This window comes from Diaphorobacter sp. B2A2W2 (assembly GCF_056730635.1).
This window is the reverse complement of the sequence record NZ_JBWZOR010000008.1, coordinates 145,101-165,541: the sequence shown is the minus strand read 5'-3', so window position 1 is coordinate 165,541 and position 20,441 is coordinate 145,101. Positions and strand designations below refer to the sequence as shown.

The following is a 20,441-nucleotide window of genomic DNA, read 5'->3' as shown; positions in this document are numbered from 1 at the left end:
GATATTGCGGCGCAGAAAGCAGAGCGTGGCAATGCGCCTTCACGGGGCCGGTAGCTCGTGCTGACCGGCGGTTCACGGCAGAACAGCCGTCAGGGGCGATTGTAGCGCAGCCCCCAAAAATCCAGCGCCTGCGTCATGTCTTCCGGCAGCGGCGCGTGGAACTCCAGGGGAGCGCCAGTGACCGGGTGTACAAACGCCAGCCGGAATGCATGCAGCGCCTGTCGATGCATGGGCCCGGCCAGCGCTCCGCCGTACAGTGCATCTGCCACCAAGGGATGACGTATGGATGCCATATGCACGCGGATCTGGTGCGTTCGACCCGTGTGCAGCGTACAACGCACGAGGCACACCTCCTCGTTGGCATCTATCAGGTCGAAATCGGTGCGGGCTTCCTTGCCTGGATGCTGTGCTAGATCGACCACCGCCATCCGCAGGCGATTGCGCGGGTCACGACCGATCGGGGCATGCACCGATCGATGTGCGGCCCCCGTCCAGCCGCCCCACCCCAGCGCCACATACTGGCGGCTGACCTCGCGCGCAGCGATCATGCGGACGAGTGCATCCATGGCCGACCGGCTGCGCGCAACGACCATGAGGCCACTGGTGTCCTTGTCCAGTCGATGGACGATGCCCGCACGCGGCACCTGCATCGCCTGCGCATCCCGGCCAAGCAAGGCGTTCAGCAACGTGCCGCTCCAATTGCCGGGCGCGGGATGCACCACCAGCCCCGCAGGCTTGTGAATCACGAGGATGTGCTCATCCTCATACACCACATCCAATGGCCATTGCTCGGGCCGAAAAGCCTGGCTCTGCTGCGTAGGGCGCATCTCGACCGCGATGCGATCCCCGACCTTGACCCTGGACGCAGGCTTCTGCACCTCCCGCCCATTCAGGCGTACGCAGCCCTGGAGCAGCAACTGCTGCAGATAACTGCGGGAAAACTCTGGGACCAGTTCCGCGAGTGCCTTGTCCAGCCGCTGAGCATGCTGCTCGGCGCCCACGACGACCTCCCGCAGTTCCGCCTCAAACTCGTCCGCCTGACTCCCACCTGTCTCTGCCGGATCAGCATCCTCCAGCCAGGACGCCTCTCCCATGGAAGCCGGCGCGCTCAACGGGAGGGGAGGTAGCGGGCGGGGTCCACGGGCTTGCCTTGGCGCCGGATTTCGAAATGCAGTTTCACACGATCCGCGTCGGTGCTTCCCATCTCGGCAATCTTTTGCCCCCGGCGCACGTTCTGGTCTTCCTTCACCAGCAGCGTCTGGTTGTGCGCATAGGCCGTGAGATAGGTGTTGTTGTGTTTCAAGATCACCAGGTTGCCATAGCCGCGAAGCCCAGCGCCGGCGTACACCACCCGTCCATCGGCAGCGGCGAGCACCGGATCGCCTGCCTTACCGCCGATGTCGTAGCCTTTGTTACGCACCTCGTCGAATCCCGCCAACAGGCTGCCCGACGAGGGCCAGATAAAGTTGACGTCATCCGTTGCCGCGGCAGCGACCGACGCGGTGGCCACCGCCGGCGCGCTGGGTGCCGCTGCCGGCGCCACCGCGGCCGGTGTAGACGCCGCCGATGCCGATGGCTTGGGTGCGCTCGCAGCCGATGCTGCAGCCAAGGGCGAAGACGTGACGGGGCGGGTGACCACACCGGTGTCAGATGCCACCGCAGTCGCCGCAGCCGCAGCAGGGGGCACCACACGCAGCACCTGGCCCACCTCGATCAGGTTGGCGTTTTCCAGGTTGTTCCAACGCGCGATGTCTTTCCAACTTTGCCCGTTTTCCAGGCCAATGCGAATCAGCGTGTCGCCTGGCTTCACGGTGTAGTAGCCAGGCTTGCCCGCGTTTTCAGCACCAGGCAAGGGCTTGACCTCAGGCACGGCGCCGGCGGGCCCCGTCGTGCCGCTGCTCGCGGCAAAGGTGCCGCGATCTTCCACGGGAGCCCTGTTGATCGGGGTGCTGCACCCCGCCAGCAAACCGCCAGCCAGCACGGCAACTCCCCAAACCACAAGACTACGCGATACCAACATAAGCAAATCCTTCAGGCGATCCCCGATTTTAGGGGGACGAAATGCACGGCTTCCAGAATGCCCTGCTTCAAGCCTTGCGCAGTTTTATCAACGACCAGCAACATCTGCTGGCCGTCGGCGCCCGCCAGTGGGGCGACCAACCGGCCACCCACGGCAAGTTGCTCGCACCACGCGGCGGGAAGGCTATCGCCCCCCGCCGCGGCAATGATGCCCGCATAGGGTGCGCCGCTGGGGTAACCCAGCATTCCGTCGCCCAGGATCAGGTGCACATTGGCCAAGCGCAGGGGGCGCAAGTGGTCTCGCGCCTTTTCATGCAACGCGCGCAAGCGTTCAACGGTATACACCTCGCGCGAGACACGCGACAGCACCGCTGCCTGATAGCCGCAGCCCGTGCCAATCTCCAGTACCCGGCCCATTCCATTTCCGCGCGCGCACTCGGCCCCCAGCAACAATTCGATCATGCGTGCTACCACGCTGGGTTTGGAAATGGTCTGACCCAGTCCGATGGGCAGACTGGTGTCCTCATAGGCTTGGTTGGCCAAGGCGGTGTCGACAAAACGATGCCGCTCAATCATTCCCATGGCCTGAAGAACCGCCCCCGCCGAGATGCCCGAGGCTGCGAGTCGCTGCACCATGCGTGCGCGCACGGCAGCGGAGTCCAGCCCCACGCCGTGCGGCGTGGGCGGCTGCACCTCGCGGCGCGCGCCTACCGGTGGCGCCGCAGTGGGTGCACCGGGTTGGCGCCAGTCGATCCGCGCAGGAAAACCTGGCCGCCGCTGCATCAAGCCACCTCGCCGGACGCCTGCGCAGGTACGAGACGGGCCAGAGTCTGCGCCCAATACCCCAGTCCGTCGTAATCGGTCAGGTCCACCTTCAATGGCGTGACGGATACATGGCCGTGGGCCGTGGCATGAAAATCAGTGCCCTCCGCCGCGTCCTTGGCGGCGCCAGCGCCACCGATCCAGTACATCAGCTCCCCACGCGGGCTCTGCTGCTCAATGACACGCTCTGCCGCATGGCGCCGGCCCAGGCGGCACATGCGCAAGGGCCGCAATGCGTCATACGGCATATTGGGAATGTTGACATTCAACAGCCAGGGGGCTTCGCCGACCAGGTTTTGGCGATCCATCTGCTGAACGATCTCGCGCGCCTTGCGCGCAGCCGACTCGATCTCGCCCCACCCCTTGTCCACCTGCGAAAAGGCGATGGACGGGATCCCGAAAAGATAGCCTTCCATCGCAGCACCCACCGTGCCGGAATAAATTGTGTCGTCGCCCATGTTGGCACCGTTGTTGATGCCGGAGACCACCAGATCGGGCCGGTAACCCAGCAGGCCCGTCAGCGCAATGTGCACGCAATCGGCAGGCGTGCCATTGACATAGCGAAAGCCGTTGTGCGCGGTTTGCACATACAACGGCGAATGCAGCGTCAGGGCGTTCGACTTCGCGCTATTGTTGTGTTCGGGAGCCACCACTTCCACATCAGCAATGGTCTTAAGGGCGTCATGCAGCGCCACGATGCCAGGCGCCTGGTAGCCGTCGTCGTTGGAGATGAGGATTTTCATGGTCTGGAAGGCGGAACGGCTGGCATTGTAGGAGCGCGCACACACGCTGTCGCTGGTCACGCAAGGGACAACCCAGCCTCAGAGACGACCCCTATGATGCCCGCCCAACAGATTCGTAGCGACCAAGGAGACATTCATGCACGCCTGGCTCTGCACCAACCCCATCGGCGTCGAGGCCCTGGCCTGGACAGAACTGCCCGACCCGGCTCCCAAGGCGGGCGAGGTCCTCGTCGAGATCCGCGCGGCAAGCCTGAATTTTCCCGACCTGCTGATAGTGCAGAACAAGTACCAGATCAAACCGCCCCTGCCTTTCGTGCCCGGCTCGGAGTTCGCGGGCGTCGTGCAGGCCGTGGGCGACGGCGTCACCCATCTGCAGGTGGGTCAAAACGTGGCCTGCCTTAGCGGCACGGGTGGCTTCGCCACGCACACCATCGCCCCGGCCGCACGCTGTATACCCCTGCCGGACGGCTTTGGCCATGTGGATGCGGCGGCATTCATCATGACCTATGCAACCTCCTACCACGCCCTGCTGGACCGGGGCCAGCTCCAGGCTGGCGAGACCGTGCTGGTGCTGGGCGCGGCCGGCGGCGTGGGCACTGCCGCGATTCAGATCGCCAAGGCCAAGGGAGCGCGCGTGATCGCAGCCGCCTCCACGGACGAAAAATGCGACGTGTGCCTGAAGCTGGGCGCCGATGCCGTGATCAATTACAGCGTGGAGGACCTGCGCGACGCCGCCAAGTCACTGACCGACGGGCGGGGACCGGACGTCATCTACGACCCGGTGGGCGGCGCACTGGCAGAGCCCGCATTTCGCTCCATCGCCTGGCGAGGCCGCTATCTGGTGGTCGGCTTCGCATCAGGCCCCATCCCTTCATTGCCGTTGAATCTGCCACTGCTCAAGGGTGCTTCTGTCGTCGGCGTGTTCTGGGGCGAATTCGCCAAGCGCGAGCCCCAGGCCAATGCTTCGATGATGGGCACCCTGCTCCAGTGGTATGCACAGGGCAAGATCAGGCCCGCCATCGACCGAACCATGCCCATGTCACAGCTACCCGCCGCGTTTGCCCACATGGGCGCACGTGCGGTGATCGGCAAACTGGTTCTGGTCAACTGACACGATTTACACATGGCTTGACCCGGCCTGCTATCCAAGCGGGCTGCACTCTGTCACACTTTTGGCTGTTTGCATCTTCCTGCGTCCCTGCAGATGGCCTCCGCCAAATCCCCTTCTGAAATTGCCCGCGAGACGCTCAAGCTACTCGCCACGCGCCGGCTTCCTCCCACGCCCGACCACTACCAGGCCCTCTATGACGAAGTGGCCGGCACCACCAGCGCGCCGGCGTTTCCCAGCGCCCAGCTGCGGCAGATCTCGCGGGTGATCCCCGGCCAGACCCCGGCGCAGAAGCGGTTGCTGGGCCTGTTGGAAACCGCCATCACCCAGCAGGACTGGGGCGTTTTGCAAAACGTGTTGGTGGGATACGCCAACCTGGGACTCTCGCCCGTGGCCGCGCCCGAGCCCGCGAGCACCCGGATTGACCACCTGCCGCTGACACTGGCGCAGAATCTGGCGCGGCTGGTGGACAACACCCTGCCGGCGCTGGGTGAGGACGATGTCCGCGTGCATGAGCTGGCTGCGCAATTGAGCACCTTCCTGCGCGAGCCCGACCCACCCGTCTCCACCGCTGAGCTGATGCTCGGCAACTTCAGCTACCGCCTGTCTTTCGCGGCGGAAGACCAAGCCGCCATCCGGCTGAGCTTGCTCAGCCTGCTGCGCCTGGTGTTCGAGAACATTGCCGCCCTGAGCATGGACGACGAGTGGCTGCACGGCCAGGCCGAGGCGCTGCTTGCGGCCTCCACCCCGCCGCTCACGCTGCGCCGGCTGGACGACGTGCAGCGACGCCTCAAGGACGTCATCTTCAAGCAGACTGAGGCCAAGGAACGCACCGTTCACGCCCAGATGCAGATGCGCGAACTGCTGGCCACATTCATCGAGCGCCTGGCGCAGATGGATGAATCCAGCAGCGCCTACAACACCAAGATGGAGGATTGCGCCGAGCGCATCAGCCAGGCCACGCAACTGCAGGACATCATGCCGCTGCTGGAAGAAGTCATGGCCGCCACGCGCGCCATGGCGCTGAGCAGCCGGGTGACGCGCGGCGAACTGCAGGAACTGCGCGAGCGCACCGAGGCCAAGCACGCCGAAATCGACCACCTGCGCCAGGAGCTGGACCGCGCGAGCGCCCAGGCGCGCCACGACCCGTTGACGGGCTCGCTCAACCGCAAAGGCTTTGCCGAGGCCATGGAGCGCGAGATCGCGCGTGCGCGCCGCCAGGACGCGCCGCTGTGCGTGGCGCTGCTGGATGTGGACAACTTCAAGTCCATCAACGACCGCCTGGGCCACACCGCCGGCGACGCGGCCCTGGTGCATCTGGCGCAGGTCACCCGCGAGGTGATGCGGCCGCAGGACCAGCTGGCGCGCTATGGCGGCGAGGAATTCGTCATCATCCTGCCCGACACCGAACTGGCGGAAGGCGTGAAGGCCATGGAGCGCCTGCAACGCGAGCTGACCACGCGCTACTTCCTCAAAGACCAGGAGCGGGTGCTCATCACCTTCAGCGCCGGTGTGGCCCAGGTGGAGGGCGAACAAGGCAGCGCCGACGCAATCCGCCGCGCCGACCAGGGCATGTACCTGGCCAAGCGCACCGGCAAAAACCGCGTGGTTGCTGCCTGACGCCTGGACCCCTTGTGCGATGTCCCGTGCACCCGCCTTCGCTTGACATCTCGCGCCGCACACTGCTGCGTCAGGCCGCCTGGGCCGGCATGGCCACGCAGTTGCCCCGCTGGGCCTGGGCCCAGGCCGCCGTGCGGCACGACCCCTTTGGCCTGGGTGTGGCCAGTGGCGACCCAGCGCACGACGGCGTGGTCCTCTGGACCCGCGTGCTTCCGCCCGCGGACCTGGCCGGCGCCCACGCCCCCTGGGCCGGCCCCCTGACCGTACGCTGGGAACTGGCCGACGACGCGCAGTTTCGCCACATCGTGCAGCAAGGCACGGCGATGGCGCTGCCTGAACTGGGCCACAGCGTGCATGTGGAGGTGGCCGGCCTGCGCCCCGACCGCTGGTACCACTACCGCTTCATGCTGGGTGACGCCACCAGCCCCGTCGGCCGCACCCGCACCGCACCCGCACCGGATGCGCTGCCCGGGCGCCTGCGGCTGGTGTTCGCGTCCTGCCAGCGGTGGGAGCATGGCCATTACGCGGCCTGGCGGCATGCCTGCGCGGACCAGCCCGACCTGGTGCTGTTCCTGGGCGACTACATCTACGAATATCCCAGCCCGCAGGACGCCACGGGCCTGGCCCGCGTGCACGCGCTGCGCCTGCCTCGCAACCTGCAGGACTACCGTGACCGCTACGCCCTGCACAAGAGCGACCCCGCGCTGCAGGCCGCGCACGCCTGCGCCCCGTGGGCGGTGACCTGGGACGACCATGAGGTACAGAACGATTACGCCGCTGGCCAGGGCCGGGGCGAGCGCGCCGAATGGCTGCCGCTGCGCAGCGCAGCGTGGCAGGCCTTCTATGAACACATGCCGCTGCGCGCATCCACGCTGGCCGGCTCCGGTTTCCATCAATTGCAGATCCACCGCCGCCTGCACTGGGGGCGCCTGGCGCGGCTGCACATGCTGGACACACGCCAGTACCGCGACCTGCAGGCCTGCCGCACGCCGGGCAAGGGTGCGACCGGCGCGGTGCGGCCCGACGCCTGCCCCGAAATCCTGGACGGCCACCGCAGCCTCCTCGGCTGGGAACAGGAGCAGTGGCTACACGCGGGCTTGGCAGCCGATGCGCGCAACCAAGCTACGCGCTGGAGCGTACTGGCGCAGCAGACCCTGTTCTCGCCACGCCGCTACCCCTCGGGCCTACAGTCCACCGACAGCTGGGACGGCTACCCCGCCGCACGCGACCGCCTGCTGCAGGCGCTGGCGCAGCACCCGCCGCGCAACACGGTGCTGCTGGGCGGCGACATCCACCAGAACTATGTTTGCAACGTGATGGCGCCACACGGGCCGCATGCCCACGGTGCGCCGCGCATCCTGGCCAGCGAGTTCTGCGGCACCTCGATCTCCTCGCGCGCCGGCACCACGCAGGAGAAGGTGGATGCCATCGCCCGCCACAACCCCCATGTACTGCTGGCCCGCTGTGAGGAGCGCGGCTACGGCCTGTGCGACATCACGCCCACGCGCTGGACCACCACGCTGCGCGCCCTGCGCGACCCGCTGGATGCCGGCAGCGCCGCGTACACTCTGGCCCGATTCGTGGTGGAAGACGGCCGCCCCGGCCCGCAGCCGGCCTAGGGCCCGCACCAATCCTGGCGCGTCGCGCGCCTTGCCACTTTCGTCCGCACCCAAGGAACACGCACGCAGATGACCGGGAAACCCGCGCCCACCCCGCGCCCCGACGAGGCCGACTTCTCGAACCACACGCCCATGATGGCGCAGTACCTGGCCCTGAAGGCCCAGCACCCCGACACGCTGCTGCTGTACCGCATGGGCGACTTCTACGAGCTTTTCTACGCCGATGCCGAGAAGGCCGCGCGCCTGCTGGACATCACCCTCACCCAACGCGGCCAGTCGGCCGGCCAGCCGGTGACCATGGCGGGCGTGCCCTTTCATGCGCTGGAGAACTACCTGGGCCGCCTCATCAAGATGGGCGAGTCGGTCGCCATTGCCGAGCAGGTGGGCGAAGTGGGCGCCGCCAAGGGCCCCGTGGAGCGCAAGGTGGTGCGCGTGGTCACCCCCGGCACGCTCACCGATAGCGAACTGTTGTCTGACAAGAGCGAGTCCATGCTGCTGGCCGTGCACCAGGGCGCGCGCGCGCGCTGTGGCCTGGCGTGGCTCTCCGTCACCCAGGGTGTGGTGCAGCTGGCCGAATGCGCACAGGCCGACGTGGGCACCTGGCTCGCACGCATTGCCCCCAGCGAGGTGATCTACAGCGCGGGCATCACCCAGCGCTTTGAAGAACAACTGACCCAGTTGCGCCAGGGCGGCGTGTTCACCTGCCCCATGAGCCTGCGGCCCGACTGGCAGTTCGATGGTGCCCTGGGCGAGCGCAAGCTGCTGGAACAGCTCGGCGCGGCCAGCCTGCAGGCCTGGAATGCCGAGGCCCTGCCCCACGCCCATGCCGCCGCCGCCGCGCTGCTGCAGTACGCCGAACACACGCAAGGCCGCGCACTCACCCATGTGCACAGCGTGCGCGTACAGCAAAGCGACGAACTGATCCACCTGCCCCTGGCCACGCGGCGCAACCTGGAGCTGGTGAAGACCCTGCGCGGCGAGGACGCGCCCACGCTGTTCTCGCTGCTGGACACCTGCATGACCGGCATGGGCAGCCGCCTGCTCAAGACCTGGCTGCTGGAGCCGCGCCGCGACCGCAGCGACGCGCGCCAGCGCCTGGCGGCCACGGCAGCGCTGCGCGGCGCCGGCAGCGGCCAGGGCCCGTGGCAGCTCCTGCGCAGCGAACTGCGCGGCGTGAGCGACGTGGAGCGCATCACCGCGCGCATCGCGCTGCGGCAGGTGCGCCCGCGCGAGCTGGTGGCGCTGTGCAAGACGCTACAAAAAGCAGAGCTGCTCGCGCTTAACAGTCAAGCGCCAGAGCCGTTTTTGGCCCAGGTCTTCAGCCACCTGCAGCCCCCCGTCGACTGCGCGGCACTGCTGCGTGCCGCCATTCTGGAGGAGCCCGCCGCCCTGGTGCGCGACGGCGGCGTGATCGCGCCGGGCTTCGATGCCGAGCTGGACGAGCTGCGCGGCATCCAGAACAACTGCGACGACTTCCTGCTCGATCTGGAGACGCGCGAGAAGGCTCGCACCGGCATCCCCAACCTGCGTGTGCAGTTCAACAAGGTGCATGGCTTCTACATCGAGGTCACCAGCAGCCACGCGGACAAGGTGCCCGAGGACTACCGCCGCCGCCAGACACTGAAGAACGCGGAACGCTTCATCACGCCCGAGCTGAAGACGTTCGAGGACAAGGCACTGTCGGCCCAGGAACGCGGCCTCGCACGCGAGAAGTGGCTGTACGAGCAGGTGCTGGACCAGCTGCAGCCCCATGTGCCCCAGCTCACGCGGCTGGCGCAGGCGCTGGCCACGCTGGACGTGCTGTGCACGCTGGCCGAGCGCTCGCTCACGCTCAACTGGTGCGCACCGCAATTCGTCAACGAGCCCTGCATCGACATCGAGGCGGGCCGCCACCCCGTGGTGGAGGCCCGGCTGGCCGAAACATCAAGCGGCGCCTTCATCCCCAACCACACGCGCCTGCACGCCAACGCGCGCATGCAGATCATCACCGGCCCCAACATGGGCGGTAAGTCCACCTACATGCGGCAGGTCGCCCTGATCGTGCTGCTGGCCAGCATGGGCAGCCACGTGCCGGCCGCGGCCTGCCGACTGGGCCCCATCGACGCGATCCACACCCGTATCGGCGCGGCCGACGACCTGGCCAATGCCCAGTCCACCTTCATGCTGGAGATGACCGAGGCGGCGCAGATCCTGCACGCCGCCACGCCGCACAGCCTGGTGCTGATGGACGAGATCGGCCGCGGCACCAGCACCTTCGACGGGTTGGCGCTGGCCAGCGGCATCGCCACCCATCTGCATGACAAGACCCGCGCGTTCACGCTGTTCGCCACGCATTACTTCGAGCTGACCGAACTGGCGGCGCGCCACCCGCACGCGGTGAACGTGCACGTGGGCGCCACCGAGTCCGGCCACGACATCGTCTTCCTGCACGAGATCCAGCCCGGCCCCGCCAGCCGCAGCTACGGCATCCAGGTGGCGAAGCTGGCGGGGGTGCCCGCCGCCGTGCTGCACCACGCGCGCCACACGCTCGCCGCGCTGGAAGAACGCGCGGGCGAGGATGAGCTGCAGGTGGACCTGTTCGCTCCGCCGCCCGCGCCCGAGGTGGCGACCGTGAGCCCCGTGGAGTCCGCCCTGGCGCAGATCCACCCGGACCAGCTGTCGCCCCGCGAGGCGCTGGACGCGCTCTACCAGCTCAAGCGGCTGAGCACGCCCGGTTTTGAATAAAATAAGGCTCTAGCGCTTACCAGTAAAGCGCTAGCAGCTATGTTTATGGTAGCAAAAAACCTCATGAGCATGCCCGCCCTGCGCCCGCCGCAGCGCCGCAGCCGCGACACGGCCGCCCGGCAAAGCGCCCTACACTCGCCCTCTTCGCCTTCACAGCCCATCCCATGACGTACTGCGTCGCCATCAAGCTCAACGCCGGCCTGGTGTTCCTGTCCGATTCGCGCACCAACGCCGGGCTGGACCAGATCAGTTCCTTTCGCAAGATGATGGTCTACGAGCAGGCCGGCGACCGCTTCATGGTGCTGCTGTCGGCCGGCAACCTGAGCATCTCGCAGTCGGTGCGCGAAATCCTGCAGGTCGAGCAGATCCAGGAGCCCGGCGACAGCACGCCTATCACGCTGTGGAACGCCACCAGCATGTTCGACGTGGCGCGCGTGCTGGGCGCGGCGGTGCGACGCGTGTACGAGCGCGACGGCGCCGCACTGCAGCGCGCGGGGGTGGACTTCAACGTCTCCCTGCTACTGGGCGGCCAAATCAAGGGCGAGGGCATGCGCCTGTTCCAGGTGTATTCGGCAGGCAACTTCATCGAAGCCACGGCCGAGACGCCGTACTTTCAGGTGGGCGAATCCAAGTACGGCAAGCCCGTGCTGGACCGCGTGATCACGCCCCACACGCCGCTGAGCGAGGCAGCCAAGTGCGCGCTGGTGTCCATGGACAGCACGCTCAAGTCCAACCTCTCGGTCGGCCTGCCGCTGGACCTCGTGGTGTACGAGGAGGGGCGCCTCGCCACCGACAAGATCGTGTGCATCGACGAGCACAACCCCTACTTCCGCATGCTGCACGACAGCTGGGGCGAGAAGCTGCGCCAGGTGTTCGACAGCATCGAGGATCCGGCATGGAACGGCGGCGTGACCGAAGTGCCCATCCGCGTGGAGCCCCTGCGCAGCCGGCCCATCAAGAAGATCACCACACCGCGCGACAAGCTCGTGTGAACCGTTCCATGGCCTGCATCGTCTTCTCCCACGCCAACAGCTTTCCCGCCGGCACCTACCGCGTGCTGTTCGATGAACTGCGCGAGCGCGGCTTTCGCGTCAGCGCCATCGAGCGCTATGGCCATGACGAGAAATACCCCGTCAGCAACAACTGGCCCCACCTGGTGCAGCACCTGGCGGATTTTGCCGCCGAGCAGCAGCAGCGCAGCGGAGAGCAGGCCTTTCTGGTGGGCCATTCGCTCGGGGGCTTCCTGAGCGTGATGGCCGCAGCGCGCCACCCCGAGCTGGCACGGGGCGTGGTGCTGATCGACTCGCCCCTCATCGGCGGCTGGCGCGCCAGTGCCCTGGGGGTGGCCAAGCAGACGCAAGTGGTGGGCGCCGTCTCGCCCGGACGCGTGAGCCGCGCGCGGCGCAACAGCTGGGCCAGCACTGAAGAGGCGCTGGAGCACTTTCGCCGCAAGAAGGCCTTCGCCCACTGGGACCCGCGCGTGCTGCGGGACTACGTGGCGCACGGCCTGCAGGACCAGGACGGCAAGCGCGTGCTGGCCTTTGACCGCGCGGTGGAAACCCAGATCTACAACACCCTGCCCCACAACCTGGCCCGGCTGCTGCACGCGCATCCGCTGCGCTGCCCGGCCGCCTTCATCGGCGGGCGCGATTCCGCCGAGATGCGCCAGGTGGGCATGGCGATGACCCAGCGCATCACCCAGGGCCGCGTGACGATGCTGGACGGCAGTCACCTCTTTCCCATGGAGCAGCCCCGCGCCACGGCCGCGGCGATCGAAGCCGCGCTGCTGAACCTGGCCCACATCGCGGATTCCTGACACGCGCAGTCCGCAACAGCCCGCGGCAGCCCGCGGCGACTTGCCCTCTATCCGCTCACACCGCAGTCGTTACGCGGTGATACATTTGAACCTCCTGCGGAGGGTGCGATGCGGCTTTTGCTGTTGCTCTGGTGCGGAATCTTGCCTGGCGGCGTGCGGCTGCGCGCGGTGCTGGGCGGAATGCTGTGCCTGCTCGGCGCGCTGCACCCCGGCCCGGCGCAGGCCTGCAGAGCCACAGTGCTGGAGCCGGGCAGGGGCCCCGTGGATCTGTGGGCCCACCTGTGCATGCGCTCTGACCCCACGCTGGCACGCACGGTGCAGGAGATGCTGGCCACGCCCACGGAGTTCGCGGCACCTGTGACGCGCGGCGGTTCACTGGGCGTGCGCCCGGATGCCGTGTGGCTGAAGGCGACACTGGTCCCCCAGGCGCGCGCAGGGCCCTGGGTCATCAATGTGGACTTCCCGCTGCTGAACGAACTCGACGTCTATCTGGTGGCGGACGGCGAGGTGCTGCAGCATCACGCCCTGGGCAACCTGCAGCAGCCCAGCCCCCACGCGCTGGATTGGCGCACCCCCGCGGTGGTTCTGGCGCTGGAGCACGAACGCACTTACGAGCTGCTGGTGCGCGTGCGCACGCTGGGCGGAATGATTGTCCCGCTGCGCATCGGCACCTGGCGAGACATGGCTGCGCCCATGCTGCGCGAGCAGATGCTGCAGGGCCTGTTCGTGGGCCTGGCGCTGTGCCTGTTCATCTACGGTCTGCTGCAGGCCGTCGCGCTACGAGAAAAGGTGTTCGCCTACTACGCGCTGCTGGTGCTGGGCAGCACGGGGTTTTCCATCCACTTCTTTGGCATCGGCAGCCTGTTCATCTGGGGGCACCACCCCTGGATGCAGCAGCACGCCGGCCCGCTGTTCGTCTGCATTGCGGTGATCGGCGCCTTCCTGTTCATGGGGCACTCGCTGGCGCGCGACAACCGGCCCGGTCGATTTCTGCGCACCATGCAGGGAGGAGCCGCGCTGTCCGTCCTGCTCTGCGCCGCGTTCCTGTCAAACGTTTTGAACACGCCCGCGACCCTCGCCACGCTGGCACTTCTGGGGCCGCTGCCGGCGTTGGTCAGCCTGCCCGTGGCCGCGCGGCGCATGCACGAGAACGACCCCGTGGGGCACACGCTGCTGCTCGCATGGCCGGCCTATATCGGCACTGCCGTCGCGCTCGCTCTGCTGGTGCATGGGGTGCTCCCCGCCCGGTTCTGGCCCATGCACCTCTTCCAGATCGCAGCCGTGGTCAACATGCTGCTGTTCATGCGCATGCTGGGCCTGCGCCACGCACGCCTGCGTGACGCAGTGCAAGACGCCAGCCGGGAGCGCGACGCGCTCATGTCGCTGGCCCGCACCGACCCCCTCACCGGCCTGCCCAACCGGCGCGGCCTGGACGCAGCCCTGGGCGCCGCGCTGCCCCACGCACAAGCCGACCGGCTGCTGGCCGTATTTATGCTGGACCTGGACGGCTTCAAACCCGTCAACGATCAGCATGGGCACGCCGTGGGCGACCGGCTGCTGGTGGCCGTGGCGCAGCGGCTGCGCGCCCAGTTGCGCCACGCCGACCTGATCGCACGGGTGGGCGGGGACGAATTCGTCGTCATGGCGCAGCAGCTGCCCAGCGTGATGCAGGCGCACGATCTCGGGATCGCACTGCTGGAATCCTTCCTGAAGCCGTTTTACGTGCAGGGCGTCGAGATCCGCGTGGGGTTGACGATCGGCTACGCACTCGCGCCGGACGACGCCTGCGACGCCTGCACCCTCATCCGCCTGGCGGACGCCGCCATGTACAGCGGCAAGCAGCAGGGCAAGTTCTGCGTGCGCCGCAACAAGGGCGACCTGGCGCTGGCGTCGTCCTGACGCGGCTATTCGGCCCAGGTCACCAGGCCGCTCCATGCCGTGACCAGCACCACCAGGCCAAACGCGATGCGATACCACGCGAACGGCACGAAGCTGTGCGAGCTGATGTAGCGCAGCAGCCAGCGCACGCACAGCCAGGCGCTGATGAACGAAAACACCAGTCCCACGGCAAACAGCGGAATGTCGGCCGCCGACAGCAGCGCGCGCTCCTTGTAGAGGCTGTAGACGCCTGCGCCGATCAGCGTGGGGATGGCGAGAAAGAACGAATAGTCGGTGGCCGCCTTGCGCGACAGCCCCAGCAGCATGCCGCCGATGATGGTGGCACCGCTGCGGCTGGTGCCGGGCACCATGGCCAGGCACTGCACCAGGCCGACCTTCAGCGCGTCCAGCGGCGTCATGTCGTCCACGGCATGGATGCGCACGGCGGCCTGCTGGCGCCGCTCGGCCCAGAGGATGACGAAGCCGCCCAGGATGAAGGTGCTAGCCACCACCACCGGCGTGAACAGATGCGCCTTGATGGCCTTGCCCAGCAACAGACCCAGCAGCACGGCCGGAAGAAAGCCGATCAGCACGTTCAAGGCGAAACGACGCGCCTGCCGCTCGGTGGGCAGCGCCACCAGCGTCGCGCGGATGCGCTGCCAATAGACCAGAATGACCGCGAAAATGGCGCCGGTCTGGATGGCGATGTCGAAGACCTTGGCCTTGGCATCGTCAAACCCGAGCAGCGACCCGGCCAGGATCAGGTGGCCGGTGGAAGAGATGGGGAGGAATTCGGTCAGCCCTTCGACCACGCCCATGATGGCGGCCTTGAGCAGCAAGAGAGTGTCCACGCAAGCGTCCTGACAGCGAAAAAGCAAAGCGCGGATTATCAGCCCCGTGCGGCGTGACACGGGTGTCACGCCCTGTGTCCTGCCGGGCCATACGCCAGAACGGCTCCGCTCGCGCCCGCCAGGCAACCGCCCGCGCCACGCGGCTGCCGTTCGTCGCAATGCACTGTTTGGTGGGCCCCCTCTCCTTGCACAGTACGGCAACGGGGTGCAGTACCCCGTCTGGAGACGCGCCATGCATCACTCTCTTCGTTCCCCGAACCACCCGGATACCCTCGACCGCCTGGCCCGGCGGCGCGCGGGTGCCAAGCTGGGCTGGCTGTTGCACGCGGGCGTCTACCTCACCGTTCAGCTGGCGCTGGCGGGCCTGGCGCTGATGCAGGGGCGGACTTGGACGCCCTACCCCGCTCTCGGTTGGGGTCTGGGCCTGCTGCTGCATGGGGCGGTCGTGTGGCTGGCCCTGCCCGGAGCCCACTGGCGCGAAGCGCTTGTCGCACGCGAGCGGGCGGCGCTGGCACGCGAGCGCAGCGGCCACAACGACTCGGCACCGCAATGACGGGCCGGCCCTGCAGCACAATGGCCCGTACCCCGCCTGTTCCATGAGCGTCAACCACCCCATCGCCTTCCTCTGCCGGCTGCTGACCACGGCGGCGTTCTGCTGCCTGGTGGCGCTGGGCGTCACACTGGCGAGATCCACGCCCTGGGATGCGAACCTGGTGTATTCGCTCACCATCGGCCTGGTGAGCTGGTTCACGGTGGACCTGGGGCGCATGGCGCTCACACGCCACAGCGCCATTCCGTGGCCGCGGCGGCCATGGGGAGCGGTACTCATCTTTGCGGGCACGGCCATGGGCTTTGTCTCCGGCTCGGTGGTGGGACACCTGTACAACGGCGGCGCACTGGGCGACCTGGCCTGGCTGCGCGGGCACGAGGCCGTGTCCACCCTGGTCGTCACCATCGCGGCCAGCGCATCCATCTCGTTTTTCTTCCACAGCCGGGGTAAGGCGCGCTTTCTGCAGGCGCGCGTGGCCCAGGTACAGCGTGACGCGGCCGAGGCACGCCTGAAACTGCTGGAAACGCAGCTGGAGCCGCACATGATGTTCAACACCCTGGCCAACCTGCGCGTGCTGGTGGCCACGGATCCGCCGCGCGCTCAGGAGATGCTGGACCACTTCATCGCCTACCTGCGCGCCACCCTGGGCGCATCGCGCGCCGCGCTGCACCCATTGGCCGACGAGTTCGAGCGGCTGCAGGACTACCTGGCCCTCATGGCCGTGCGCATGGGCCCGCGCCTGGACTACACCCTGGAACTGCCCGAGGCTTTGCGCAACGTGCCCGTCCCGCCCCTGCTGCTGCAGCCGCTGGTGGAGAACGCCATCCGCCACGGCCTGGAGCCACAGGTGCAGGGTGGCCACATCCACGTACAGGCCGCGCTGCTGCAGGGCGGCACCCCGGCGGCGCGCGTGCAGCTGGCCGTGCGTGACACGGGCGCGGGCCTGCGCTACACACCACCCACGGGCACCGCGGGCACGACCACCGCGCGCTTTGGCCTGCAGCAGGTGCGCGAGCGCCTCGCCACCCTGTACGGCGACGCTGGCACTCTCGAATTGATAGCTGCTAGCGCACAGGGCACGGCCTGCATCATCACTTTTCCCTTGAAGCACCATGCACTCGACGTTCCCCCGAGCCCTGATTGCCGAGGATGAGCCGCTGCTGGCCGCGGCCCTGCGCCACGAGCTGCAGCAGGCCTGGCCCGCCCTGGAGATCGCTGCGAGCGTGGGCGACGGTCTGAGCGCCGTGCGTGAGGCGCTGGCACTGCGCCCCGACGTGCTGCTGCTGGACATCCGCATGCCCGGCCAGAGCGGCCTGGAGGCGGCGGCAGAGCTGGCCGATGCCTGGCCCGATACCGCAGCCTTTCCCGCGCTGGTCTTCGTCACCGCCTACGACCAATACGCCGTACAGGCCTTTGAAGCCCAGGCGGTGGACTACCTGCTCAAACCCGTGCAGCCCGCGCGGCTGCGCCAGACGGTGCAGCGGCTGCAGCAACTGCTGGCACAGCGCGGCGCCCCTGGCGCGCTGCCGGCGCTGGAGCAAGCGCTGACCCAGTTGCGCGCTTTGGCGCAGGCCCCAGGGCTGGGCGGATCGGTGCAGCCCCCAGCGGGCGGCGGCGCGCCGCTGCGCATGATCCAGGCCAGCAGCGGCACGCAGATCCACCTCGTGCCTGTGCAGGAGGTCGTGTACTTCGAGGCGGCCGACAAGTACGTGCGTGTGCTCACCGCCGAGCGTGAATACCTGATCCGCACGCCACTCAAGGAACTGGCCGGGCAGCTCGATCCGGCCGACTTCTGGCAGGTGCACCGGGGCACGCTGGTACGTGCCGCCGCCATCGCCAGCGCCATACGCGACGAAGCGGGCCGGATGCATCTGCAGCTGCGGGGCAGGCCTGAGCGGCTGGCGGTGAGCCGGCTGTATGCGCCGCTGTTCAAGGCCATGTAAGCGCGGGCCGGTGCGCACGGCGCCTGCACGCGCGCCGCGTCCGGTGTAGCCTCGGGCCCCATGCCCAACGCCCCCTCCGCCGCGCCGCTTCCACCCGCCCCCATCGCCATGGCATCACGCGCCGCCCTGCTGATGCTGGTGGCGCTGACCTCGGGCTTCGCGTTGAGCTCGGCCTTTCGCACCGTGGCCGCCATCATGGCCGCGCCGCTGCAGGCGGACTTCGGGCTGTCGCCGCAAGCGCTGGGAGTGTTCGCGGGCACCTTCCATTTCGCCTTTGGCGCCATGCAGCTCTTCATGGGCATCGGCATCGATCTGTATGGCGTGCGCCGCACGATCCTGGCGGCGTTTCCGCTGTGTATCGCGGGGGCGCTGCTGTCGGCGCTGGCACCGGGCTACGGCGCGCTGCTGGTGGGCCAGGCGCTGATCGGCGTGGGCTGCGCGCCGGCCTTCCTGGTGTGCACGGTGTTCATTGCACGGCATTTCGCGCCGCAGCGCTTCGCGGCGATGTCGGGCATGGCGATGGCGCTGGGTACGCTGGGCATGCTGTTCACTGGCACGCCTCTGGCCTGGCTGGTGCAGCAGTGGTCCTGGCGCGCGGGCTTCGTGGTGCTGGCGGCGCTGGCGCTGGCGGCTTGGCTGTGGATCTGGCGCAGCGTGCATGAGCCCGTCGCCGCGCCGGCGCAGCAGGAGGCCCCGCGCGAATCCGTGCGCGAGGCGGTGCTGCGCTTCGCCGCGCTGTTCACCGTGCCGCACACCTGGGGCATCGTGGTGCTGGGCGCGGTGACCTATGCGGCGCTCATCTCCCTGCGCGGCCTGTGGCTGGGGCCCATGCTGATCGAGCGCCACGGTTTCTCGCTGGTGCAAAGCGGCAACGTGGCGTTGGCCCTGTCGGTGGTGGCGCTGTGCGGGCCGATGCTGTTCGGCCGCATCGACCCCGGCCCCGCCCGGCGTCGCCGCTGGATCGTGACCTGCACCCTGGCCATGGCGGTCCTGTTCGCGGCCATGGTGCTGCCGCACTCCGCCCTGCTGGACGTGGCCTGCATGCTGGCCGTGGGGCTGCTGTCAGGCTTCATCGTGCTGCAGTACGCGGACGTGCGCGCGGCCTACCCGGCGGCGCTCACCGGGCGGGCCATGGCGGTGTTCACCATGGCCATGTTCCTGGGTGTGGCGGCCATGCAGTGGCTCACGGGGCTGGTGGCGTCCCTTGCCAAGCGCGGGGGGACGGACCCTTACCTGGCAGTGATGGCCAGCATCGCCGTGCTGCTCGCGTTGGCGGCGCTGGCGTTTCGGCTGCTGCCGCATCCGCCGCAGGGTGAAAGATAGCAGTCAAATCTGCCGTTATCGCTTACAGGATAAGCGCAAATAGCTATCAATTAAATAGCGTCACATGCCAACTGCCCCAGCGCACTTTCACAGCGAGCTGGCGCTGGAGCCGTCGCCCCGGTAGAGCCAGGGCACGTCCAGCAGCCGCTCTCCCAGCAGCCGCAACGCCGTGTCGCGCCCCCAGCGCACGAGGCCCGTGGCATGGAAGATGCGCCCGTTGCGCCGCGAGCGCTCCTGCACGCGCGCGTTGCGCTGCCAGCGGTTGAGCGCGTAACGGCGCAGGCGCAGCGGCACTTCCAGGTCGTGCATGGCCAGGGCGCGCTGCAGCTCGGCCGCGTCCTCGATGGCCATGCCGGCGCCTTGCGCCAGGTAGGGCCGCATGGGGTGTGCCGCGTCGCCCAGCAATGCCACCAAGCCCTGCGCCATCTCTTGCGGGCCGGCGACGGGCGGGCGGTCCAGCAGCGGCCACAGGCGCCAGCCGCTGCCCGCCTGCGGCACGGCGCGAATCAAGTCCTGCAGCGGCGTGCAGGTGCGGGCCAGCGCGGCCTCCAGATCGGCCGCGTTGGCGCCATGGTCCCAGGAATCGAGGTCGGCCGGCGGCTGCCCGTGGCGGATGGCCACCACGTTCAGCAATTCGCCACGGCGCAGCGGGTACTGCACCACGTGCAGACGCGGCCCCAGCCAGGCGGTCACCTGCTGGCTGCGCAGCGCCTGGGGCAGCGCGTCCTGGCGCACCACGGCGCGGTAGGCCAGGTGGCCGGAGACTCGCGTGGGCGTCTCGCCCAGCAAACGCATGCGCGTGCCGCTGCGCAGGCCGTCGGCGCCGATAAGCGCATCGCCTTCGATCAGCAGATCTTGCGCACCGCCCTCGCTGTCGCTTCCCGGGCCGTGGCGCGCTACGCGCACGGTGACCACGCCACCGTCTTGCGCATGGTGCACGATGGCATGACCCAGGTTCAGGTGCACACCGGTGCGCTCGCGCAATGCATCGAGCAGCAGGCCGTGCAGGTCAGCACGGTGGATGGTGGCGTAGGCGGCGCCGTAGCGCTCGATGGCGGTGTTGCCCAGGCGCAGCGCCGCCAACTCAGCACCGGTGAGCGCACTGCGCACCTGCAGACGCTCGGGGAAGGCGGCCACGGCCTGCAGCGCGCCCTGCAGGCCCCAGGCCTGCAGTCGGCGCACCACGTTCGGGCCGATCTGCACACCGGCGCCCACCTCGGTGAACTCCGCGGCACGCTCGAAGAGGCGCACTTCCCACCCGGCACGCGAGCTACCCAGGGCGGCAGCCAATCCTCCAATGCCACCGCCTGCGATCAAGACTTGTTTCTGCATGGGCCGATTGTCCGCCCACCGGCAGCCACCCTGCTATCAGCGGCGCACCAGGCATGGCGCAAGCCCATGGCACGCAGACCAGATCGCACCGCC

The 20,441-nt window shown here is 68.2% G+C and carries 17 protein-coding genes; 11 read left to right on the top strand and 6 right to left on the bottom strand.

Annotation, left to right across the window (positions count from 1 at the left end):
* Positions 1 to 89: 89 nt before the first annotated feature.
* From AC1PPL_RS14180 to surE, 4 genes are read right to left on the bottom strand one after another with little or no spacing between them, the layout of a single operon-like run.
* Positions 90 to 1,094: an RluA family pseudouridine synthase gene (locus tag AC1PPL_RS14180; RefSeq protein WP_479973557.1), complete on the bottom strand. Its 1,005-nt coding sequence runs from the start codon at positions 1,092 to 1,094 to the stop codon at positions 90 to 92.
* A gap of 14 nt (positions 1,095 to 1,108) precedes the next feature.
* Positions 1,109 to 2,020: a peptidoglycan DD-metalloendopeptidase family protein gene (locus AC1PPL_RS14175; RefSeq protein ID WP_287966232.1), complete on the bottom strand. Its 912-nt coding sequence runs from the start codon at positions 2,018 to 2,020 to the stop codon at positions 1,109 to 1,111.
* Between the two features lie 11 nt (positions 2,021 to 2,031).
* Positions 2,032 to 2,802: a protein-L-isoaspartate(D-aspartate) O-methyltransferase gene (locus AC1PPL_RS14170; protein ID WP_015912781.1), complete on the bottom strand. Its 771-nt coding sequence runs from the start codon at positions 2,800 to 2,802 to the stop codon at positions 2,032 to 2,034.
* Complete coding sequence (surE, locus tag AC1PPL_RS14165; RefSeq protein WP_047350873.1) at positions 2,802 to 3,584, bottom strand: 5'/3'-nucleotidase SurE; 783 nt, start codon at positions 3,582 to 3,584, stop codon at positions 2,802 to 2,804. The genes AC1PPL_RS14170 and surE overlap by 1 nt, the downstream gene beginning before the upstream one ends.
* A gap of 136 nt (positions 3,585 to 3,720) precedes the next feature.
* Between surE and AC1PPL_RS14160 the strand changes: the two genes are divergently transcribed.
* The 7 genes from AC1PPL_RS14160 (at position 3,721) to AC1PPL_RS14130 (ending at position 14,370) form a co-directional block, all read left to right on the top strand.
* On the top strand, positions 3,721 to 4,695 hold the full coding sequence (locus AC1PPL_RS14160) for an NADPH:quinone oxidoreductase family protein (protein WP_287802881.1): 975 nt from the start codon (positions 3,721 to 3,723) through the stop codon (positions 4,693 to 4,695).
* A gap of 93 nt (positions 4,696 to 4,788) precedes the next feature.
* Complete coding sequence (locus AC1PPL_RS14155; protein ID WP_479973556.1) at positions 4,789 to 6,312, top strand: GGDEF domain-containing protein; 1,524 nt, start codon at positions 4,789 to 4,791, stop codon at positions 6,310 to 6,312.
* A 14-nt stretch (positions 6,313 to 6,326) separates the two neighbouring features.
* A complete protein-coding gene (locus tag AC1PPL_RS14150; RefSeq protein WP_479973555.1) occupies positions 6,327 to 7,931 on the top strand; it encodes an alkaline phosphatase D family protein in 1,605 nt (534 codons plus the stop codon).
* Between the two features lie 69 nt (positions 7,932 to 8,000).
* A complete protein-coding gene (mutS, locus tag AC1PPL_RS14145; protein WP_479973554.1) occupies positions 8,001 to 10,655 on the top strand; it encodes a DNA mismatch repair protein MutS in 2,655 nt (884 codons plus the stop codon).
* Between the two features lie 164 nt (positions 10,656 to 10,819).
* Complete coding sequence (locus AC1PPL_RS14140; protein WP_015912775.1) at positions 10,820 to 11,647, top strand: proteasome-type protease; 828 nt, start codon at positions 10,820 to 10,822, stop codon at positions 11,645 to 11,647.
* A gap of 8 nt (positions 11,648 to 11,655) precedes the next feature.
* On the top strand, positions 11,656 to 12,471 hold the full coding sequence (locus AC1PPL_RS14135) for an alpha/beta fold hydrolase (protein WP_479973567.1): 816 nt from the start codon (positions 11,656 to 11,658) through the stop codon (positions 12,469 to 12,471).
* A gap of 108 nt (positions 12,472 to 12,579) precedes the next feature.
* On the top strand, positions 12,580 to 14,370 hold the full coding sequence (locus AC1PPL_RS14130) for a diguanylate cyclase domain-containing protein (protein WP_479973553.1): 1,791 nt from the start codon (positions 12,580 to 12,582) through the stop codon (positions 14,368 to 14,370).
* Between the two features lie 5 nt (positions 14,371 to 14,375).
* Here the strand turns inward: AC1PPL_RS14130 and AC1PPL_RS14125 are convergent, their stop codons facing one another.
* Positions 14,376 to 15,200 carry an undecaprenyl-diphosphate phosphatase gene (locus AC1PPL_RS14125; RefSeq protein WP_015912772.1) on the bottom strand — a complete coding sequence of 275 codons (825 nt, stop codon included), beginning with the start codon at positions 15,198 to 15,200 and terminating at the stop codon, positions 14,376 to 14,378.
* 232 nt (positions 15,201 to 15,432) lie between these two features.
* Here AC1PPL_RS14125 and AC1PPL_RS14120 point away from each other — a divergent pair, with 232 nt between their 5' ends.
* The 4 genes from AC1PPL_RS14120 to AC1PPL_RS14105 are packed head-to-tail and all read left to right on the top strand — an operon-like array spanning position 15,433 to position 19,016.
* A complete protein-coding gene (locus tag AC1PPL_RS14120) occupies positions 15,433 to 15,753 on the top strand; it encodes a 2TM domain-containing protein (protein ID WP_479973552.1) in 321 nt (106 codons plus the stop codon).
* A gap of 43 nt (positions 15,754 to 15,796) precedes the next feature.
* Entirely contained in the window at positions 15,797 to 16,903 is a 1,107-nt protein-coding gene (locus tag AC1PPL_RS14115; protein ID WP_479973551.1) for a sensor histidine kinase, read from the top strand.
* The gene (locus tag AC1PPL_RS14110; RefSeq protein ID WP_123675202.1) at positions 16,863 to 17,693 is read left to right on the top strand and encodes a LytR/AlgR family response regulator transcription factor; all 831 of its coding nucleotides are present in this window, start codon (positions 16,863 to 16,865) and stop codon (positions 17,691 to 17,693) included. The genes AC1PPL_RS14115 and AC1PPL_RS14110 overlap by 41 nt, the downstream gene beginning before the upstream one ends.
* 60 nt (positions 17,694 to 17,753) lie before the next feature.
* Positions 17,754 to 19,016, top strand: a complete 1,263-nt coding sequence (locus AC1PPL_RS14105; protein WP_479973550.1) for an MFS transporter — start codon at positions 17,754 to 17,756, stop codon at positions 19,014 to 19,016.
* 87 nt (positions 19,017 to 19,103) lie between these two features.
* On the opposite strand, the gene AC1PPL_RS14100 is transcribed toward AC1PPL_RS14105, so the two are convergent.
* Positions 19,104 to 20,348 (bottom strand): FAD-dependent monooxygenase, encoded by a 1,245-nt coding sequence (locus AC1PPL_RS14100; RefSeq protein WP_479973549.1) that lies wholly within the window; start codon positions 20,346 to 20,348, stop codon positions 19,104 to 19,106.
* Positions 20,349 to 20,441 lie beyond the last annotated feature (93 nt).